Annotated in this window: 18 protein-coding genes; 15 read left to right on the plus strand and 3 right to left on the minus strand. The window is 27.8% G+C overall.

Annotated features, from left to right (window positions below):
* Positions 1–3: 3 nt before the first annotated feature.
* From G534_RS0102870 to G534_RS0102890, 5 genes are all read left to right on the plus strand, one after another.
* Positions 4–1074 (plus strand): undecaprenyldiphospho-muramoylpentapeptide beta-N-acetylglucosaminyltransferase, encoded by a 1071-nt coding sequence (locus G534_RS0102870; RefSeq protein ID WP_027347784.1) that lies wholly within the window; start codon positions 4–6, stop codon positions 1072–1074.
* A gap of 8 nt (positions 1075–1082) precedes the next feature.
* The gene (locus G534_RS0102875; RefSeq protein WP_027347785.1) at positions 1083–2309 is read left to right on the plus strand and encodes an aminopeptidase; all 1227 of its coding nucleotides are present in this window, start codon (positions 1083–1085) and stop codon (positions 2307–2309) included.
* A 10-nt stretch (positions 2310–2319) separates the two neighbouring features.
* Positions 2320–3546 (plus strand): aminopeptidase, encoded by a 1227-nt coding sequence (locus tag G534_RS0102880; protein WP_027347786.1) that lies wholly within the window; start codon positions 2320–2322, stop codon positions 3544–3546.
* A 71-nt stretch (positions 3547–3617) separates the two neighbouring features.
* Positions 3618–4664, plus strand: a complete 1047-nt coding sequence (locus G534_RS0102885) for a D-alanine--D-alanine ligase family protein (protein WP_034595905.1) — start codon at positions 3618–3620, stop codon at positions 4662–4664.
* Complete coding sequence (locus G534_RS0102890; RefSeq protein ID WP_027347788.1) at positions 4657–6036, plus strand: UDP-N-acetylmuramoyl-tripeptide--D-alanyl-D-alanine ligase; 1380 nt, start codon at positions 4657–4659, stop codon at positions 6034–6036. The genes G534_RS0102885 and G534_RS0102890 overlap by 8 nt, the downstream gene beginning before the upstream one ends.
* Positions 6037–6112: 76 nt before the next feature.
* On the opposite strand, the gene G534_RS0102895 is transcribed toward G534_RS0102890, so the two are convergent.
* Positions 6113–7267, minus strand: coding sequence for an alginate O-acetyltransferase AlgX-related protein (locus G534_RS0102895; RefSeq protein ID WP_027347789.1), 1155 nt, complete (start codon positions 7265–7267; stop codon positions 6113–6115).
* 8 nt (positions 7268–7275) lie between these two features.
* On the minus strand, positions 7276–8268 hold the full coding sequence (locus G534_RS0102900; protein ID WP_205617654.1) for an MBOAT family O-acyltransferase: 993 nt from the start codon (positions 8266–8268) through the stop codon (positions 7276–7278).
* A gap of 525 nt (positions 8269–8793) precedes the next feature.
* Between G534_RS0102900 and G534_RS07750 the strand changes: the two genes are divergently transcribed.
* From G534_RS07750 to G534_RS0102950, 10 genes are read left to right on the plus strand one after another with little or no spacing between them, the layout of a single operon-like run.
* Complete coding sequence (locus tag G534_RS07750) at positions 8794–10320, plus strand: LCP family protein (RefSeq protein ID WP_051177397.1); 1527 nt, start codon at positions 8794–8796, stop codon at positions 10318–10320.
* Between the two features lie 21 nt (positions 10321–10341).
* Complete coding sequence (locus G534_RS0102910) at positions 10342–12336, plus strand: nucleoside-diphosphate sugar epimerase/dehydratase (RefSeq protein WP_034595906.1); 1995 nt, start codon at positions 10342–10344, stop codon at positions 12334–12336.
* Between the two features lie 8 nt (positions 12337–12344).
* Positions 12345–13502 (plus strand): DegT/DnrJ/EryC1/StrS family aminotransferase, encoded by a 1158-nt coding sequence (locus G534_RS0102915; RefSeq protein ID WP_027347792.1) that lies wholly within the window; start codon positions 12345–12347, stop codon positions 13500–13502.
* Position 13503: 1 nt separating this feature from the next.
* Entirely contained in the window at positions 13504–14949 is a 1446-nt protein-coding gene (locus G534_RS0102920; RefSeq protein WP_027347793.1) for a lipopolysaccharide biosynthesis protein, read from the plus strand.
* Entirely contained in the window at positions 14936–15520 is a 585-nt protein-coding gene (locus tag G534_RS0102925; RefSeq protein ID WP_034595907.1) for a sugar transferase, read from the plus strand. Before G534_RS0102920 ends, G534_RS0102925 begins: the two co-directional genes overlap by 14 nt.
* A gap of 8 nt (positions 15521–15528) precedes the next feature.
* Positions 15529–16044, plus strand: coding sequence for a GNAT family N-acetyltransferase (locus G534_RS0102930; RefSeq protein WP_027347795.1), 516 nt, complete (start codon positions 15529–15531; stop codon positions 16042–16044).
* Between the two features lie 35 nt (positions 16045–16079).
* A complete protein-coding gene (locus G534_RS0102935; protein ID WP_034595909.1) occupies positions 16080–17057 on the plus strand; it encodes an ATP-grasp domain-containing protein in 978 nt (325 codons plus the stop codon).
* Positions 17057–18148 carry a sugar-transfer associated ATP-grasp domain-containing protein gene (locus G534_RS0102940; RefSeq protein WP_027347797.1) on the plus strand — a complete coding sequence of 364 codons (1092 nt, stop codon included), beginning with the start codon at positions 17057–17059 and terminating at the stop codon, positions 18146–18148. Before G534_RS0102935 ends, G534_RS0102940 begins: the two co-directional genes overlap by 1 nt.
* A gap of 8 nt (positions 18149–18156) precedes the next feature.
* A complete protein-coding gene (locus G534_RS07755; RefSeq protein WP_051177398.1) occupies positions 18157–19134 on the plus strand; it encodes a sugar-transfer associated ATP-grasp domain-containing protein in 978 nt (325 codons plus the stop codon).
* Between the two features lie 8 nt (positions 19135–19142).
* Complete coding sequence (locus G534_RS0102950; RefSeq protein ID WP_027347798.1) at positions 19143–20114, plus strand: N(5)-(carboxyethyl)ornithine synthase; 972 nt, start codon at positions 19143–19145, stop codon at positions 20112–20114.
* 127 nt (positions 20115–20241) lie between these two features.
* On the opposite strand, the gene G534_RS0102955 is transcribed toward G534_RS0102950, so the two are convergent.
* The coding region (locus G534_RS0102955; RefSeq protein WP_027347514.1) for a transposase at positions 20242–20454 on the minus strand (213 nt) is incomplete at its 5' end.

The following is a 20454-nucleotide window of genomic DNA, read 5'->3' on the forward strand; positions in this document are numbered from 1 at the left end:
TTTATGAAAAGAAATAAGATTGTCCTTACAGGTGGAGGGACAACAGGGCATGTAGCTGTAAATCTTGCCTTGATACCGATATTACAAAAAGATAATTGGGAAATTCATTATATAGGATCTAAAAAAGGTATTGAAAAAGATCTTATAAAAGATATAGAAGGTGTAAAATACCATGAAATTTCCACAGGGAAACTTAGAAGACAATTCTCTTTTAGAAACTTTACTGATGTTTTTAGAGTTTTATGGGGATGTATTCAGTCTATATTTAAAATAGCTAAAATAAGACCAAATGTAGCGTTTTCAAAAGGTGGATTTGTATCGGTTCCTGTCTTATTTGGAGCTTGGGTAAATAGAGTTCCTTCGATTTCTCACGAATCTGATTTGACACCAGGTCTTGCGAATAAATTAGTTCAACCATTTGTTAGTACCATATTCACAACTTTTCCAGAAACTGAAAAATATATAAAGTCTGGAAAAGGAAAATTATTGGGTCCCGTTATTAGACAAGACCTTAAAAATGGAACCAAAGATGAAGGAAAAAAATTTGTAGGAATCGTCGATGAAAAACCAATTATACTAGTAATGGGTGGTTCACTTGGAGCTAAAAAATTAAATGATTTAATTAGAGAAAATTTAGATATTCTGCTTAAAGATTACAATATTATACATTCTACAGGAAAAGATGGATATGATAATACAATAAAACGTGAAGGATATTATCAGTTTGAATATTTAAAAGAGGAATTGAAAGATATATTAGCAACTTCTGATATAGTAATTTCAAGAGCTGGAGCAAATTCTATCTTTGAATTTTTGTATTATAAAATTCCAATGTTACTGATTCCGCTTCCTGCAGGAAACTCAAGAGGAGATCAAGTGGACAATGCTAAATCGTTTGAAAACAACGGATATGCTATTGTACTTGAAGAAAAATCGATTAATAATGAAAAATTTTTAGAAAAAATAAACACTCTTAGTTCAAGAAAAAAAGAATTTAAGGAAAATATGAATAAATTCCAATTTGCAGATACAGTTCTAGAGATTTATAATAGTATAAATAAGATTAAAAAATAGGAGGAATTATGAATTTTAATGAAAAGTTAAACAAATATGCAGAATTAATAATAAAAGTAGGTTCCAATATTATGGAAGGCGATACTTTAACTATAAATTCACCCGTTGAAAGAGCAGATTTTGCCAGAATGCTCGCTGAAAATGCATATAAACAAGGAGCTCACGATGTTGTAATAAACTGGAATGATGGGGAAATTACAAAAATGAAATATGAATATACTCCTGTTGAAATATTGAAAGAAGTTCCAAAATATGTATTTGATAGAGCTATGTATTATGCAGAAACAAAACGTCATAAACTTATTGGGATTTCAGCATCTGATCCAGAGTTATTAAAAGATATAGATCCTAAGAAAATTCAAGAAGCTTCACTTGCTGTGTCAAAAGTAATGCAACCATTAAGAAAATATACAATGAACGATATTGTTTCTTGGACTGTAGTTTCAGTACCTACAAAAGCATGGGCTAAAAAAGTATTTCCAAATAGCGAAAATCCAGTTGATGATTTATGGGAAGCTATTTTCTATACAACAAGAGTGAATACAGAAGATCCAATTAAAGCATGGGAAGATCATTTAGATACATTAATGGAAAAAGCAAAATGGTTAAATGATGAAAACTTCAAATATTTAAGATATAAAGCTTCAAATGGAACTGATTTAGAAATTGAATTACCAAAAGGTCATATATGGACTGCGGCATCATCTAAAAATGAAAAAGGCGAAAGATTTGTACCAAATATGCCAACAGAAGAAGTATTTACACTTCCTCATAAAGATGGAGTAAATGGAGTTGTACATGCTTCAAAACCATTAGTTTATGATGGAAATGTTATAGATGAATTTTGGTTAGAATTTAAGGATGGAGCAGTAGTTGATTTTGATGCTAAAGTAGGTAAAGAAGTACTTGCTTCTATTTTTGAAAAAGATGAAAGAGCAAGAAGACTTGGAGAGGTAGCGCTTGTTCCATTTGACTCACCAATTTCAAATTCAAATATACTATTTTACAATACTTTATTTGATGAAAATGCATCTTGTCATTTAGCGTTAGGTAAAGCATATCCTACTACAATTGAAGGTGGGGAAAATATGACAGATGAAGAATTAGCTGAACATGGGGTGAATGATTCATATGCACATGAAGACTTCATGGTAGGTACAGCTGATTTAGACATCATAGGAATTAAAGAAGATGGTACAGAAGTGCAAGTATTTAAGAATGGAAATTGGGCATAAGGAGATTAAAATGGATCTACAAAAAAAGATAGAAAAATTAGCAGAATTAGCAATAAAAGTTGGATTAAATGTAGGTGAAGGAGATACAGTACAAATATTTGTATCTGTTGATAGAGCTGATTTAGCAAGAGCTGCAGTTAAAAAAGCATATGAAGCAGGTGCTAAAGAAGTTATAGTTGATTGGAGTGATGATTATCTAACAAGACTTGGATATGAATATTCTCCAACAGAGGTATTATCAGAAGTTCCACAACATGTATATGATAGAAATGAAACTTTATTAAAATCAGGTGTAAAACAATTATTTGTAAAAAGTACAGATCCTTCATTGTTAGAAGGAATTAGTGGAGATAAGATTCAAAAAGTTACTCAAGAAAGATCAAAAGTTTTACATTCATTAATGAAATATAGAATGAATGATATTGTTTCATGGACTATTATTTCTGCTCCAACAGAAGCTTGGGCTAAGAAAGTATTCCCTGATAGCAAGGATCCAGTTGCAGATTTATGGGAAGCTATATTTGAAACAACAAGAGTAAATAAAGAGGATCCAATTAAATCATGGAATGATAATATAAATTTACTTGTTGAAAAATCAGAGTGGTTAAATAAACATTCCTTTACTCATTTACATTATACAGCTTCAAATGGTACAGATTTAACTATAGGATTACCAAAAGGACATATTTGGAGAGCTGCATTCACAGCAAATGAAAAGGGTGAAAGCTTTGTGCCAAATATGCCAACAGAAGAAGTATATACACTTCCTTCAATGGATGATGTAAATGGAATAGTTTATTCAGCAAAACCTCTTGCAAATCAAGGAAACATCATTGATGAATTCTGGATTAAATTTGAAGATGGTAAAGCTGTTGATTTTGATGCAAAAGTAGGTAAAGATGCATTGAAATCATTACTTGATAGAGATGGAGAAAATTCTAAGAGACTTGGTGAAGTGGCACTTGTACCATATGATTCACCAATTTCAAACTCAAATATACTATTTTTCAATACTTTATTTGATGAAAATGCATCATGTCATATAGCTTTGGGAGCTGCATATCCAACTACAATTGAGGGTGGAAATGAAATGACTCAAGAAGAATTAAGACAAAATCATGTAAACCAATCTACAGTTCACGCAGATTTTATGGTAGGAACAAAAGATTTAAATATTAAAGGAATTAAAGAAGACGGAACTGAAGTAGATGTGTTTGTAAATGGAAATTGGGCATAATCACTAAAGTTTGCAAATTTTATTTTAATTTAATATAGTATATATTAAATTAAATTTTAGCTGGAGGAAATGTGAATATACACGTATTGTGTGGTGGTGAAAGTAGTGAACATGAAATTTCTCTTAGATCTGCCAGAGCTATCATTAACAATTTAGATAAAGAAAAATATAATGTAAGTTTTACTTACATTACTAAGGATGGAAAATTCGTTCCAATAGGAAAATATATTGAAGATATTGAAAATCCAGAAGATTTAAAGAGAATAACATCTTTAAATAAAAAAGAATCTATTATGCAATTTATAGATTTTATTAATCAAATAGAGGATCCATATATATTGCCTGTAATTCACGGAACTACGGGAGAAGATGGTCAAATCCAAGGTTTTTTAGAAACTTTAGGTATAAAATATATAGGAAATAAGATAGCTCCATCAGCTATATGCTTTGATAAAGCTATAGCGAATGATTTATTTTCTTTACATGGAATACCACAAGCAAAATACTATGTCATAAATAAAAAAAGATATATGAGAGATGCGAATAAGGAGTCTATAGTAAGTAATATACTTGATAAATTAGGTGAAAATGTATTTGTAAAACCTGCAAGTAATGGTTCATCAATCGGTGTATCTAGAGCAAATAAAGATAATATAATTCAAGCTTTAGAAGAAGCTTTTAAATATGATGATAAAGTTGTTGTGGAAGAAGAAATGCCATTTGAAGAACTCGAAGTTTCAGTACTTGGAAATGAAAATCCTATTGCATCTTTAGCTGGTTCATATACAACACAAAGAGAAATTTTTGATTATGAAGCTAAATATCATGATAAAAATCTTGTAATGAATGTTCCTCATGAACTTTCAGAGTCTGATTCAAATAGAGTTAGAGAATTAGCAATAGATGCATATTTAGCAGTTGGTTGTAATGGCTTTGCTAGAGTAGATATTTTTATGGGTCTTGATGGAAACTTCTATGTAAATGAAATCAATACATTTCCCGGAATGACACCTACATCTTTATCACCAGGTTTATGGGAAGCAACAGATGGTATTAATTATGGACAAGTTTTAGATAGAATTATTTCTTATGCTATAGAGAGGTATGAAAATGCTTAATCTTAGATTAGGTGAAATTGCCAAATTATCAAATGGAAAATTAAATAAAGATGAATACAGTGATATAGTGATAAGTGAAATTTCAAGAGATACTAGAACTATAGAACCTGGAGATATATATTTACCATTAATTGGTGAAATATTGAATGGTCATATATTTATAGATGATGCATTCAAATTAGGAGCTAAAGCTACATTTGCTCAAAAAGGTGAATATCATAAAGATGATAAACCAATAATCTGGGTAGAAGATACACTGGAAGCATTAAGATTGTTTGCTCAGAATTATAGAGAAACTCTTGATTTAAAAGTTGTTGCAATTACTGGTTCGAATGGAAAAACTACAACAAAAGATATGACAGCTAAGGTTCTTTCCAAAAAATATAATGTTACAAAGACTATAGGCAATTTAAATAATCAGATAGGATTACCTATTACACTTTTAAGATTTACAAAGGATACACAAGTAGGAGTTTGTGAACTTGGAATGTTTGATGGAAAAGGTGGAGAAATAAAAGCGAATTCAGATATATCTAAGCCGGACATTGCTGTTATTACAAATATAGGTGAGGCCCACCTTGATACTTTAATTACAAAAGAAAATATTGCAAAAGAAAAATTAGGTATATTATCAGGATTGAAAGAAGACGGTGTACTTATTTACAACAATGATGATGAAATATTAAAGTCTGCAATTTCTAAAATGGATATAAAACAGAAATTAATATCATTTGGTCAAGATAAATCTTCAGATTATGTAATTGAAATAATAGAATCAAACAATGTAGGCAGCCTATTTCTTTTAAATGGTGAAGTATACAATGTAAGCATGATAGGTGAACATCAAGTTTATAATGCTACTGTTGCAGCAATTATTGGAAAGTTATTAAAAGTAAATAAAACTGATGTATATGATGCAATTTTAAATAATAGAAACTCAAGTATGAGATCAGAACTAATGAATTTAAATGGATATGATATTTTAAATGACTCTTACAAATCAAATCCTCAATCACTAAGATCTGCATTGAGAACATTAAGTATTTTATCAGGTTACACAAGAAAAATAGCTATACTTGGTGATATGCTAGAGTTAGGTAGCAATGAAATAGAACTTCACAAAGAAATTGGTAGAGAAATAACTAAAGATAATGTAGACTATTTATTACTTTTTGGTCCTTTAAGCAAATATACAGCTCAAGAAGCATCAAAGAATTTCCCGCCAAATAGAGTGCTTTATTTTGAATCAAAACGTGAACTAGTTACAAAAGCAAAATATCTAATAAAAAAAGGGACTCTTGTATTAGTTAAAGCTTCAAGATCAATGCACATGGAAGAAGTAATAGAATCGATAAATACTTTACATGTATAATTAATTAAATTAAATAAAACGTCTTTTAGGTAATTTACATAAAAGACGTTTTTATTTGTGTTTTTAAAAATAAAAGCTATTTCATAATTCTTAATAAATTTTCATAATATCCACTTATTATTGAAATTATTATTATATCTTGTGGATTTTCTTCTAAAAATTCAATGATGTTTTTTTCTTTATAATGCCTAAAATCTATAGACGTTAATTTGTTTGCATTCATCCACATTATAGATTCTAAAGCATTTGTAGTTGAATCTCCTATAATCATGATATTTGGCAATTCTTTTCTATTTGTATCTATTATAGTATAAGGATTATCTCCATACATATAAGTAGCATAGAATTTACTATTAGGATTAATTATACCTAAATTTGATAAATTTCCTGAATCATATCTTTTAAATGGAATATCTTTTTTAGGTTGAGCATATATTGCATGGGTATTTTCATCTATTATTCCAAAAACCTTACGATTATGTGAACCTATAAATCTATTTGGGTTTTCAACTAATTCAATATCACCATTATTTAAGTTTTTAATTGGAAAATAATTTTCACTAATTCTATTTATTAATTCATCATATATTTTAAGGGTTGCATTAAAGTTTGGATGATGATCTGTTTTATAGTAATAATGTTCTCTATTTTCTCTTGCAATTGGATCGAAATCGATAAAATCGATATTTAAGTCTTTAAGTCCATTAAAGAAATATTCTCTCATCTCTTGATAATGATTTAATTGATTATATGCCCATGTAGGATAATTATCAGCAAATATATGAGATTGGTCAGGGATTCCTACTACTATAATTGGAGTGTGTTTAGCCTTCAAGTAATCATTGATCTGTCTCCAATGCTTTAAATCATTTCCAACTTTTTCTTTGTCTAGATTTCCATTATTTGATCTATATCTAAACATCATTTCTTTATTATTACTTAAAATTGAATCAGAAAACTTATATTTTCCTGCTATATTCATATCGACAACTGTCTTTGCTTCTAGTAATTCTTGTCTATACTTAAATCTATCATTAAAGAATTCCTCGAATTCTGTCCAAAATTTACCATTTAATATAGTTTCTTTAGTAGGTAAATTAAGTTTTGCTTTATATCTATTTTCTGATTCTATATAATTATTTCCTTCAGCTGAATTAGTTACTGTAAGTATTGGAAATATGAAAATTGCTAAAACAAATAAAATAACTTTTAATTTATCTAAATTTTTCATTTTTCCTCCTAGAATCTAAAGTATATAAATGGATTATAAGTACTTTGTAAAAGTGACATAATTACAAGTACAAATAGTACAATCTCTGCAACTATAAGTAAAGTTTCATTAAATTTATTTCTTTTTATTTTAATTATAAATGGAAATTGGAATATTAAACCAAATATAAATTCAAATTTATATTGTGTAAGATAATATAAAATATCCTTATGAATGCCACCACTAAAACTAAACATTGCCTGTAAATATTTAATTATTTTTTCTAAAGATTCAGCTCTAAATATAACCCATCCGATTATAATTAATAATAGCGAATAAATGTGGTTTAACACCTTAAATTTATTTAAATATTTGAGAAGGAATAGTTTTTCGATGATTAGTATAAATGCAAAATACATTCCCCAAATCATAAAGTTCCACTCAGCACCATGCCAAAATCCAGTTAAAAACCAAACGATTAAAATGTTTAGTATTTGTCTAGAGAAACCTTTTCTATTTCCGCCAAGAGGAATATATACGTAGTCTCTAAACCATGTGGATAGGGACATATGCCATCTTCTCCAAAACTCAGTAATAGATTTTGAAATATATGGATAATTGAAATTTTCTAAAAATTCAAATCCAAACATTTTACCAAGACCTATTGCCATGTCAGAATATCCAGAAAAATCATAATATATTTGTAGTGTATAAGAAATTGCTCCAAACCAAGCGAGTGAAGAATTGCTTATTCCACTTCCTTTTCCAAATATATTATCGGCTATCAATGCAAATGAATTTGCAAGTAAAACTTTTTTAGATAATCCTTGTATAAATCTATTGATACCAGATGAAAATTTTTCAAATGAATGAGTTCTATCTACAATCTGTAAAGCTACATCTTCATAACGAACTATTGGTCCTGCTATTAATTGAGGGAACATAATTACATAAAGAAATACATAGAAAGGATTTTTTTGTATAAGTTTTGGATTTCTATATGAGTCAATTACATAGCTCATTGCCTGAAAAGTATAGAAAGAAATGCCTATAGGCATAATTATATTGAGTAATTGAATATTTGTTCCTAGTAAAGAATTAAAATTAGTTATAAAAAAATTTGAATATTTAAAATATATTAAGTTTCCTACATTGAGAATTATCGATAAAATAAGTGTTATTTTTTTATATGGCTTATCCATAGTTAGACCAAATAGATAATTTAAAAATAGTGAAATAATTAAAATAAATATTAATTTGGGCTCGCCATAAAAGTAAAAAAATAAGCTAAATATTAATAATATGTAATTTTTCCATACAATTTTATTTTTAGGTACCAAATAATAGCAAAATAAAACTGCAGGCAAAAATATGAATAAAAACACTAAACTACTAAATACCATAAATTCTCCTTATCATGTATATTATTATATATACAAATGACTAAAAATCAACTATAATATAAGTTCTAGAATAGGCTGTTAAAATTGAAATGATTATAGAGATGTGATAAAATCAGTTATAATTGTATAAAATAAGAGGGAAAAATGAATGAGGAAAAATCAATAATTTCAAATATATTTTTTGTATTAAGCACAATAAGTTTAGTGCTTTTTGCATCACAATTATTTGTAAATGAATTACTTCCATCTAAATATAGATTCATACTAATAATGTTTTTAGTTTTAATGCATTTAATATTTGGTTTTTTAGTAATTAAATATTCACAGAAAAAAATTTTAAATATCGTATTGTCGATAATTTTAGGTTTACTAATTTTAATTCAATCAGTAGGCGCGTTCTATATATATAGAACGTATTCAAAATTTAATAGTAAAATAGCTGAGAGTGAAACTAAAAAAGTTTCATATTCAATAATTACTTTAAAGAACAATCATAATGTGGATACCGTAGTTGATATGAAATCAGCAACTATTTATTATGATAAACATGAAAATAAAGAAGATATAGATCTATTAAGGTCAGAAACTGATAAAATAAATAAAAAACTTAAATATGTTGAGGGTAAAGGTGCTATACCTTTGGCAAATGATTTATTAGAGGGAAAGATTAAGTATATGATTTTAAATGAATCAAAACTTAGTCATATTTTAGAGAGCATATCTGAATTTGATCATGCATATAAAATAATAAAATTCACATCAGATCCGAATGAAAGTAAATTTGAAATAGAAAAAAACAAAATCACTCAAGCTAAAGATGTAAAACATGGTGAAAGTTTCAATGTGTTCATATCAGGTGGAGATTCATATGGGGGACTAGAAGATGATTTAAGATCTGATGTAAATATTGTTGTAACTATAAATCCTGAAAAAGATAAGGTATTAATTACACAAATACCAAGAGATAGCTACGTAATGATGAGAGATTTAGGTTATGATAAATTAACACATGCTGGATCTTATGGTGTTGAAACATTGATAGGTACAGTAGAGGATTTACTTGATACTGATATCAATTATTATGTAAAAGTTAATTTTAATTCATTAGAAGATATAGTAGATGCTTTGGGTGGAATTAATGTAAGTAATAATTATGAATTTGTTTCAAGGACAAAACAATTTTATTTTCCAGCTGGAAATATAGACTTAAATGGTGAGGAAGCATTAGAGTTTGTTAGAGAAAGATATTCATTACCAAATGGTGAATTTGATAGAGGGAAAAATCAAATAAAAGTCTTAACAGCTATTATAAATAAAACTTTATCACCAAGCATAATATTTAATTACACTTCAGTTTTAGATACAGTTTTAGACTCTATATCAACTAATTTACCATCGAAAAAGATAACAGAACTTTTAAATGAACAGGTTGAAAGTATGAAAAAATGGACAATTGAATCTTATCAAGTAGAAGGAGAGCCAGTATGGGGATTACCTTCATACGCAATGCCAGGATATGAATTATCATTTGTTCAATTATATGATGATGAAATTATTGATGCTATCAATAAGATTAAAAATGTTTTAGGTGACAATACAGAAGAGTTTATAGAAGAGATTGAAGAAACAGAAGAATTTTTAGATGAAAATAATGAATACTACGAAGAGTAGTATTCATATATGGAGAAGAAAATGGAAAAGAAGAAAAAATTACATCATTGGCAAATAATCAATATAGGATTATTTATATTTGATATTTTAGCTATTAATTTTTCATATCTTTTTGCTTTATTTTTAAGATTTGATTTTATTTATAGTAGAATTCCAATGAGATTTTTAACTGGATTTATTAAAGTAGCACCGGTATATACTGTGTTTACGATAATAATTTTTTATTTATTGAAGATGTATAAATCTTTATGGAGATTTGCATCTGTTGAAGATTTATTTAAAGGTGTATATGCATTTTTAATTACAGGAATATTCCATGTCTTAGTTACGATGTTAATTTTTGAAAGAATGCCAATTTCTTATTATATAGTGGGGGCTTTATTACAGTTCTTCCTAACTACTGGAATAAGATTTGCGTATAGGATATTTTTATTGAATCAATCAAATAAAAGAACAGATAGTAAAGAGATAAAAAATGTTCTTATAATAGGTGCTGGTGAAGCAGGACGTATGATTGCTCAAGATATGAGAAGACATGTAGATGTAACATATGATATTAAAGGTTTCATCGATGATAATTCAAATAAATGGGGAAGATATATATTTGATTTACCAATATTTGGTGGCAGAGATGAAATAATTAATGTAGCAAATAAATATGAAATTAATCTTATTGTATTGGCTATTCCTTCTGCAAGTAAAGAAAATATTAAAGATTTTTTAGATATAGCTAAAGATACGCAAGCAACTCTAAAAATATTACCATCATTACCTGACTTAATAAATAAAGATCAAGTAAAAACTTCTCAATTAAAAGATGTTGAAATTGAAGATTTACTAGGTAGAGACCAAATTAAGATAAATACTCAAAATACGTTAAATAATTTAAAGAATAAAACTGTATTAGTCACTGGTGGTGGCGGAAGTATTGGATCAGAACTTTGTAGACAAGTTGCTACAAATAGCCCAAAGAAACTTATTATATTCGATATATATGAAAATAATGCATATGAAATAGAGCAAGAATTAAAAAGAAATTATCCAGATCTTGATTTTATAGCTTTAATAGGATCTGTTAGAGAAGCAAAGAGACTAGATGATATATTTGAAGAATATAAGCCAGATATTGTTTATCACGCTGCAGCTCATAAACATGTTCCGCTCATGGAATCAAGTCCAAATGAAGCTATAAAAAACAATATTTATGGAACATATAATACAGCATATGCTGCACTTAGACATAAGGTAGATAAGTTCATTTTAATATCTACTGATAAAGCAGTAAACCCTACAAATGTAATGGGTGCTACAAAACGTGCTTGTGAAATGATAATTCAAATGATGGAAAATGTATCAAAAAATCATGATGATACAATACTAAGTAATTTTAAAGAATTGAATAGAGAAGAACTAAGACTATATGATAATAATTTCGTAACAAAATTTGTTGCGGTAAGATTTGGAAATGTGCTAGGTTCAAATGGTTCAGTTATACCTATATTTAAACAACAAATAGCTGAAGGTGGTCCTGTAACAGTAACACATAAAGAAATAATTAGATATTTTATGACTATTTCTGAGGCTGTAGGCCTTGTAATTGAGGCTGGATTTAATGCGAATGGAGGAGAGATATTCGTATTAGATATGGGTGAGCCTGTTAAGATAGATACACTTGCAAGAAACTTAATTAAACTATCAGGATTAAAACCAGATATAGATATAGAGATTAAATATACTGGATTAAGACCTGGTGAGAAATTATATGAAGAAAAATTAATGGATGAAGAAGGATTAAATAAGACAGAAAATCATTTGATTCATATAGCTCAGCCATTAAAATTTGAGAATAAGAGATTAATAGATGATATGGAAGAAATGTCTATATACGCTTCAAAAAATGAAGTAGATAAAGCTATTGAAGTATTAACTAGAATAGTTCCAACATATCATACTCCAGAATCAGATTTAAACGATAATAAGGAAAAATTTGCTGAACTTTATAAGGAATCGAAATAGAGGTAATTATGAAATTTAAAAGATTTGAAAATAGAGTATGGCTTTCTACACCAACAATGCATGATGAAGAACAACAATTTGTAAAAGAAGCTTTTGATACAAATTGGGTAGCTCCACTTGGACCAAATGTTGATGAATTTGAAAAAAAAGTTTCAGAATATTTAGGAGTAAAAGGTACTAGTGCGGTATCATCTGGTACAGCAGCACTTCACTTAGCTTATAAATTAGCGGGAATAGATAAGGATGATATAGTTTTAGTGCAAGACTTAACATTTTCAGCAACTATTAATCCAATAATTTATCAAAATGCTATACCGGTATTTATAGATTCTGAAAGAGAAACATGGAATATGGATCCAAGAGCTTTAGAAAAAGCATTTGAAAAATATGGTGATAGGGTAAAAGCTGTAATTTTAGTGCATTTATATGGTATTCCAGGAAAAGTAAAAGAAATTAAAGAAATATGTGACAGACACAATGTAACTCTTATTGAAGATGCAGCTGAAAGTTTAACAGCTAAATATGAAGGAAAACAGACGGGAACATTTGGTAAGTATGCAGCATTATCATTTAATGGAAATAAATTGATAACTACATCAGGTGGAGGAATGCTTGTATCACAGGATGCAGAATCTGCAGAAAAAGCTAGATTCTGGTCAACTCAATCTAAAGAATCAGTTCCATACTATTTACACAAAGAATTAGGTTATAATTACAGAATGAGCAATGTAGTTGCTGGAATAGGACGCGGTCAATTTTTACATGTAGAAGAACATAAGAATTTAAAAGTTGATATTTATAATAGATATAAATTAGGATTCAAAAACTCACCAATTTCTATGAATCCATATCTTAAAAATACTGAACCATCTCATTGGTTAAGTGCTATTTCAATTGATGAAGAAGTATTTGAAAAAGGATTAACACCAGAAAAATTAAGAGTATATCTTGAGGATTTAAATATTGAATCAAGAAGAGCATGGAATCCTATGCATTTACAACCATATTTTGAAAAATATGATTTTATAAAAGTTGAAGATGAAGCTGTTTCAAAAGATATATTTGAAAGAGGACTCTGTTTACCATCAGATATTAAAATGTCTGAAGAAGATCAAGAAAAAGTTATTGAAATAATAAATGACTTTGTCTGTGAATTTGTAGGTTAAAATGAATAATAAAATAAATAAGAAAGGAAATGTATTATTAAAAACTAGTTTTTGGTATACAATTTCAAGTTTTTTAGCAAAAGGCATAGTTTTTATTATGCTTCCTTTTTATGTAAGGCTACTTACAAAAGAACAATATGGTGACTATAGTAATATGATGTCTTGGATTAACTTTATCTTTGGAACAGCTATGATGAATCTTCAATTTTTAATAATTAAGTCACAGAATATGCATAAAGAAGAAGTTCCTAAATATTTGATAAATTCATATTACGCAATATTAACCGTATTAGCAGTGTTTATAACGCCTATAATAGTATTTAGAAATCAAATTGCGTTTATTTTACAAATGGATAATTTTACATTAGCAATAGTAATAATTTATTCAATATTTGTACCTATGTTTTACTTGTATCAAGCGTATTTGAGATCTACATTTAAATTAAAAGAATTTGTTGTAGTAAATATAATTATTACATTATTAAGTGCGGTATTTTCACTGACATTCTTGTATTTAGTTAAATCAGAAAGTAGATATTACTATTTTGTAATTGCACAAACATTACCTATTATTTTATTTGCGGTATATTATTTATTCAGAGTTTTACTAATTGAAAGAAAAATAAGTAAAAATCATATAAAAGAAGCGTTTAAACTAGGTTTACCAATGATTCCGCATTTATTAGGGATTACAATTTTAAGTAAAGCTGACAGAATAATGATTACATCTATTATAGGTCCTGCTGCAACTGCTAATTATTCGGTTGCTTATAATCTTTCTATGATAGTTACGACTTTATCAGTGGCTTTGAACAATGCATTTATGCCTTGGCTTATAAAACAACTTAGTGAAGATAAAAAAGAATCTATTAAAAAACCAATATTACTCCAGACTATTTTAATTGTGATTATAACTTTAGGAATAAGTATAATAGCTCCAGAAGTTATGATTGTATGGGCGGGTAAAAAATATGCTGATGTAATATATATAATACCACCGATAATGATAGGGGTATTATTTACACATATTTATACTATTTTTTACAATATTGAAATGTTTTATAATGCTAAAAAGATGATAGTTTTAAGTTCTGTAATGGCTTCAATTTTTAATATAGTTACAAATTATATATTTATTAGAATGTTTGGATATGAAGCAGCAGCATATACTACACTAGCATCTAATCTTATATTAATTACTTTACATGCTTATGCTATAAAGAGAATTAATAAATTAAAATTATTACCAATAAAAGGGTTGATTTTAATTGTATTATTATCTTTATTAAGCATAGTACCTATTGTGAAGTTATATAACTATCCAATATTAAAATATGCTATAATAGCGGTAATGTTTATAGTATTTATAATAGTAGCTTTTATATATAAAGAAAAGCTTATGGAAATGATAAAAAATATGAGAAAGGGAAAAAATGAAGGCAATTAAAAGAATATTTGATATTTTAGCAAGCTTACTGGCTATTGTTATCCTCAGTCCTTTTCTTTTAATATTTTCAATTATTTTAAAGTTAGATTCTAAAGGTCCAATACTTTTCAAACAAAAGAGACTTGGGAAAAATGGTAAAATATTTACCATATATAAGTTTAGAACCATGGTAGTAAATGCTGAAAATATAGGGGATGGTATATCGATTAAGTCTGACAAAGATCCAAGAATTACAAAAGTAGGTGGAGTGTATAGAAAAACTTCAATAGATGAATTACCACAATTATTTAATGTTTTACTTGGTGATATGAGCTTAGTTGGTCCAAGACCACCTGTAACATATACACCATATGATGGATATGAAAATTATCCAGAATGGGCGAAGAAGAGATTTGAAATGAGACCAGGAGTCACAGGACTTGCTCAAGTTAAAGTGCGAAATAGTGCAACTTGGGATGAAAGAATAAAAATTGATAATGAGTATATAGATAGATTTAGTTTATGGCTTGATATTAAAATTCTATTTATGACAGTAGGAAAGGTATTTGGTTCAGATAATATTTACAATTAAGAGGAAAAATGTTAAATCAAGATAATTTAGTGCTAAGACCTATACTTAGATCCGATTTAGAAAAATTAAATAAATGGAAAAATGATGAAGAAATATTTATGTTTTTAGGAGGAGGATTTAATCCGCAATCTATAGATCAACAAGCTTTATGGATTGATAAAATCATAAATATTGATGATAAAAACAAAAGATTTATTATTGAAGTTGACAGTGAAGCAATAGGTTTAATCGGACTTTATAATATACATAATATTTATCAAAATTGTGAAATAGGAATGTATATCGGAGAAAAAGATTTTCAAGGTAAAGGATATGCGAAAGATGCATGTAATTTGATAGAAAAATATGCTTTTGAATATCTAAACATGAGAAAAATCAAAATTTTTGTAGTAGATGACAATTCTAAAGCTTTGAAATTTTGGCGTAAATTAGGATATAAAATAGTTGGAACTCTTGAAGAAGAAAGATATATAAAAGGACAATTTAGAGATCTTGTAATAATGGAAAAGTTTTTACAAAAATAATATAGTTTTTACTATATAAATATAAGAAGGTATAAATGATTAATATTTTATTATTAAGCGTAGGAACAAGAAATAAAATAGTTGAATATTTCATGGAAAATATGAGTATTGATGGTGAAAAGCTAGGGAATATTGTAGTTACAGATGCTAGTGAACTGGCTCCAGCTACATATTTAGCTGATAAACATTATGTAGTACCTAAGATTAATGAATATGGTTATTTAGATAAAATTTTTGAAATTTGTAAAAAAGAAAAAATTAATGCGATACTGTCATTAATTGATCCAGAACTTAGTGTTATTAGCAAACAAAAAGAGAAATTTGATAGTATAGGAGTTAAAATAATAGGCTCATCTTTTGAAGTCAATGAAATAACTCTTGATAAATTAGAAATGTATAATTGGCTAAAAGAACATAATTATAAAACTCCAAAATCATATATTGATTTGAATAAGTTTAAAAATGATTATGAAAATAAAGAAATAGATTTTCCAGTTTTTGTAAAGCCTGTTAAAGGAAGTGCTTCTATTAATATAAGTAAAGTTGATGATTTAGATACTTTAGAATTTCTATTTGAAAAACAAGATGGATTGATGATTCAAGAATTGATGGATGGACAAGAAATAGGTGCAGATGTCTATATTGACTTAATATCTAATGAAATAGTATCTATATTTACAAAGAAAAAGATCTTAATGAGAGCTGGAGAAACAGATAAAGCAGTATCATTTAAAGACGAAAAATTATTTGACTTGATTAAAAAATTTGTAAAAGAATTCGGTTTTAAAGGTCAAATAGATATAGATATATTTGATATAGATGGGGAGTATTATATATCTGAAGTAAATCCAAGATTTGGTGGTGGATATCCTCACGCTTATGAAGCTGGTGTTAATCATATGAAATTAATTATTAATAATTTAAAAGGTCAAGAAAATCCAGTAAATATTGGAAATTACAAAGAAAACATTTATATGATGAAATATAATGAAATAATGATAAAGGAAATATAATGAGAAGTGGTATAAGAAAAAGACTTGATGATTTATATATTTGGATTGAAAATAATTATAGAGCATATAATAGAACAAAACAGGTCAAAAGAACATTAAAATTAATGGATGGTGGTAATAAGAAAAATGACAATCACTATCAAGAATATTTAGAGTATTGGAAGAAATATGGACAAAAACCAAATAAGAGATGGTTAAGATTATATGCTAAGGATTCAGAAGAGTTCAATCCTAGATATGTACCAGATAATCTTTGGTTTAGAGATATAATTCCATATTTTTCAAATACAGAATTTAGAAGACCTTATGAAGATAAGAATATGCATTCTACTATTTTCACTAATGTAGATAGACCTAGAACAATTGTAAAATGTATGGCAGGTTTATATTATGATCCAGCAGGTAATTTAATTACAAAACAAGAAGGTCTAGAATTATTGAGAAAAGAAACTTCTGCAATTATTAAACCTTCCGTAGATAGTGGAGAGGGAAGATTAATTCAGTTTTATGATAAGTCAAAAGAAAGTGAAGATGAATTAAATAAAAAATTAGAAGTTGTGGGAGATAATTTTATTGCACAAGAAATATTAACACAACATGAAAAGATGAAATCATTAAATCCAAATACATTGAATACTATAAGAGTGCTTTCTTTATTATTTAAGGAAGAGGTTCATATATTATCTATAATTGCAAGAATGGGATCAGGAAGCTCTAGAGTAGATAATGTTTCTGCGGGTGGAATTCAAGTTACTGTAAATCACGATGGAACATTTTCTAAATATGGATTTGATAAGAAAAGAAATAAATTTGATAAACATCCAGATACTAAAGTGATTTTTGAGGATTTTGCAATTCCAGGATTTGATGAGGTAATCGATAAGGTTAAAGAACAACATGTAAAATTACCACACTTTAAAATTGTAGGTTGGGATTTTGCAATTGGAGAAAAAGGAAATCCAGTATTCATCGAATTTAACAGTTGTCCTGGTAGTAATCAAATGACAGGTGGTCCTACTTTTGGTGATATTACTGAAGAAGTATTACAAGAAGTATATATTGACAAGAATTTTGCTAACGCAAGAAATTAGGAGTTGATATGATTTTAGTGCAAAGATATAAAGAGTTTAAGGATATGTTGTTGAAATCATCAACTAGGCCGTATTCTTCTTTTCAAATATTCAGATTATATATTGATTTTCTTTTTAATAGAGCTGTTAGAGGAGTATATTTAATAGACTATATTCAATATAAATTTTATGATAGAAATCTTTTAAGTAGAGAATCTTTTATGGAGTATCAAAAACTTCATAAACTAATGGATAGAGTAAATAATATTGAGAAAAAAGAATTATTTGATAAAAAACCAATGTTTAATAAAGTATTTGATGAATATTTAAATAGAAATTGGCTGAATACAAATGATTCTAATTTTGAAGAATTTGTTAATTTTCTAAATAAGAATAAAAAAATTATTGCTAAGCCAGGAATAGGATCCTTTGGTAAGGGGATAAGTATATTTAATTCAAAAGACATTTTAGAAGGAGATACAAAAAAATATTTTGAAGATTTTAAAAAGCAAGATGTTTTAGTGGAAGCGGTGTTAGTTCAGCATCCTGATTTATCTAAATTTAATGATACCTCAGTTAATACTTTAAGAATTACAACTTTTATAGATGGCAATGGAAAACCACATGTAATGAATGCAGTAATTAGAATTGGTAGAAAAGGAAATGTAACTGACAATTTCCACAATCATGGTGTTGCTGCAAAAGTAGACTTAGAAACAGGTGTAGTGTCTTCTGTAGCAATAGATAAAAATTTTAAGCAATATATTAATCACCCAGATTCAAATGTACAAATAATTGGGTATAAATTTGATAAATGGGATAAAATAATGGAAAATAGCTTAAAATTAGCTATGGTTGTTCCTGATGTGAGATATGTAGGTTGGGATATTGCGATTGATGAAAAAGGGGATCCAGTATGTATCGAAGGAAATTTTGGTGCTGATCCTGATGCAAGTCAAACTACTGATCAAATAGGGAAGTATTTCGATTTTGTTGAAAAATTATAAGGAGATATATGAAAACAGTAGGTTTATTAATTAGTCACAAAAATGGTGAAAAGAGAAGAGCTATTCTTCCAAAAGATATCAAAAAAGTAAATCATCCAGAACTATTATTTTTTGAAAAAGGATATGGTGAGTTACTTAATATTGAAGATAGCGAATATATAAATGCTGGTGCAAATATTGTTTCAAGAGAAGAAGCTTTACAAAAAGATATTATAGTTGATGTAAAATTAGGAGATGCTGATTATATCAAGCAACTAGACCCAGGTAAAATTTTATTTGGCTGGGCTCATGCAGTACAATCTGTAGATTTCACTACTGATGTAATAAATGGAAAACATACCTTATATGCTTGGGAAGATTTATATGAGGATGGAAGATATATTTTTTACAAAAATAGAGAAATTGCAGGAGAAGCTGCAATGCTTCATGCAATCCCTATGATGGGATTTATGCCTTATGAAGCTAAGTTTGCAATTTTAGGTAATGGACAAACTGCAAAAGGGGTGCAAAGAATATTATACGGATTAGGTGCAAAACAAGTTGATATTTATGGCAGAAGATTAGAAACACTTTTCCGTAAAGAGATGTTTAACTACGATGTAATAGTAAATTGTATTTTATGGGATACAAACAGAAAAGATAGAATTATTTATAAAGAAGATTTGAAAAAGTTCAAAAAAGGTACTTTTATAGTCGATGTGAGCAGTGATGTAGAATTAGAAATCGAGACATCTAGACCTACAACAATCGATAATCCAATTTATGAAGTAGATGGTGTAGTTCATTATTCTGTTAATAATACACCAGCATTATTCAGTATGACTGTTACTAAAGTTTTATCTGAGAGAATATCTGAACTATTAAATCCATTGATTGAAGAAAAAGATAATGAAATGCTTGAAAGAGCAAAAGAAATTGAGAGTGGAGAAATAATATTAGAGGATATAAGAAAATATAGAGAAGCTAAAGGCATCAAATAGAAATAAGACTAACTATATGAAGTCAAGTATAAAATAAATAACTTTATGAAAGATATACCAAAAGACAATTTAATAAAAATTTGCATGACAAATAAGCCTTAATAAAAGGCTAGTTTAAAAGATGAAGTTAAGTCTGAGGAACAAATTGAGTGTTTGTTTTAAGTAATTTAAAAATAACTCTAATTAGCTTTTTAGCAACGTGTGTAAGAGCAACGAAGTGGTGTTTACCTTCCTTTCTCTTTCTCTGATAATATTCTTTAAAGCAAGGATCTCTCATAGCTACTAACCTAGCAGCATTGAGGAAAGCCCATCTAAGATATGGAGAGCCACGTTTAACCAT

Source organism: Helcococcus sueciensis DSM 17243 (assembly GCF_000423145.1).
Lineage (GTDB): Bacteria > Bacillota > Clostridia > Tissierellales > Peptoniphilaceae > Helcococcus > Helcococcus sueciensis.

What these genes read in the sequence shown, in the direction of transcription:
- G534_RS0102895 (WP_027347789.1), bottom strand. Translation starts at nt 7,267, where the DNA reads ATGAAAAATTTAGATAAATTAAAAGTTATTTTATTTGTTTTAGCAATT.
- G534_RS0102870 (WP_027347784.1), top strand. Translation starts at nt 4, where the DNA reads ATGAAAAGAAATAAGATTGTCCTTACAGGTGGAGGGACAACAGGGCAT.
- G534_RS0102910 (WP_034595906.1), top strand. Translation starts at nt 10,342, where the DNA reads ATGGAAAAGAAGAAAAAATTACATCATTGGCAAATAATCAATATAGGA.
- G534_RS0102940 (WP_027347797.1), top strand. Translation starts at nt 17,057, where the DNA reads ATGAGAAGTGGTATAAGAAAAAGACTTGATGATTTATATATTTGGATT.
- G534_RS0102880 (WP_027347786.1), top strand. Translation starts at nt 2,320, where the DNA reads ATGGATCTACAAAAAAAGATAGAAAAATTAGCAGAATTAGCAATAAAA.
- G534_RS0102920 (WP_027347793.1), top strand. Translation starts at nt 13,504, where the DNA reads ATGAATAATAAAATAAATAAGAAAGGAAATGTATTATTAAAAACTAGT.
- G534_RS0102935 (WP_034595909.1), top strand. Translation starts at nt 16,080, where the DNA reads ATGATTAATATTTTATTATTAAGCGTAGGAACAAGAAATAAAATAGTT.
- G534_RS0102925 (WP_034595907.1), top strand. Translation starts at nt 14,936, where the DNA reads ATGAAGGCAATTAAAAGAATATTTGATATTTTAGCAAGCTTACTGGCT.
- G534_RS0102890 (WP_027347788.1), top strand. Translation starts at nt 4,657, where the DNA reads ATGCTTAATCTTAGATTAGGTGAAATTGCCAAATTATCAAATGGAAAA.
- G534_RS0102930 (WP_027347795.1), top strand. Translation starts at nt 15,529, where the DNA reads ATGTTAAATCAAGATAATTTAGTGCTAAGACCTATACTTAGATCCGAT.
- G534_RS0102915 (WP_027347792.1), top strand. Translation starts at nt 12,345, where the DNA reads ATGAAATTTAAAAGATTTGAAAATAGAGTATGGCTTTCTACACCAACA.
- G534_RS07750 (WP_051177397.1), top strand. Translation starts at nt 8,794, where the DNA reads ATGAATGAGGAAAAATCAATAATTTCAAATATATTTTTTGTATTAAGC.
- G534_RS0102875 (WP_027347785.1), top strand. Translation starts at nt 1,083, where the DNA reads ATGAATTTTAATGAAAAGTTAAACAAATATGCAGAATTAATAATAAAA.
- G534_RS0102900 (WP_205617654.1), bottom strand. Translation starts at nt 8,268, where the DNA reads ATGAGCTATGTAATTGACTCATATAGAAATCCAAAACTTATACAAAAA.
- G534_RS07755 (WP_051177398.1), top strand. Translation starts at nt 18,157, where the DNA reads ATGATTTTAGTGCAAAGATATAAAGAGTTTAAGGATATGTTGTTGAAA.
- G534_RS0102950 (WP_027347798.1), top strand. Translation starts at nt 19,143, where the DNA reads ATGAAAACAGTAGGTTTATTAATTAGTCACAAAAATGGTGAAAAGAGA.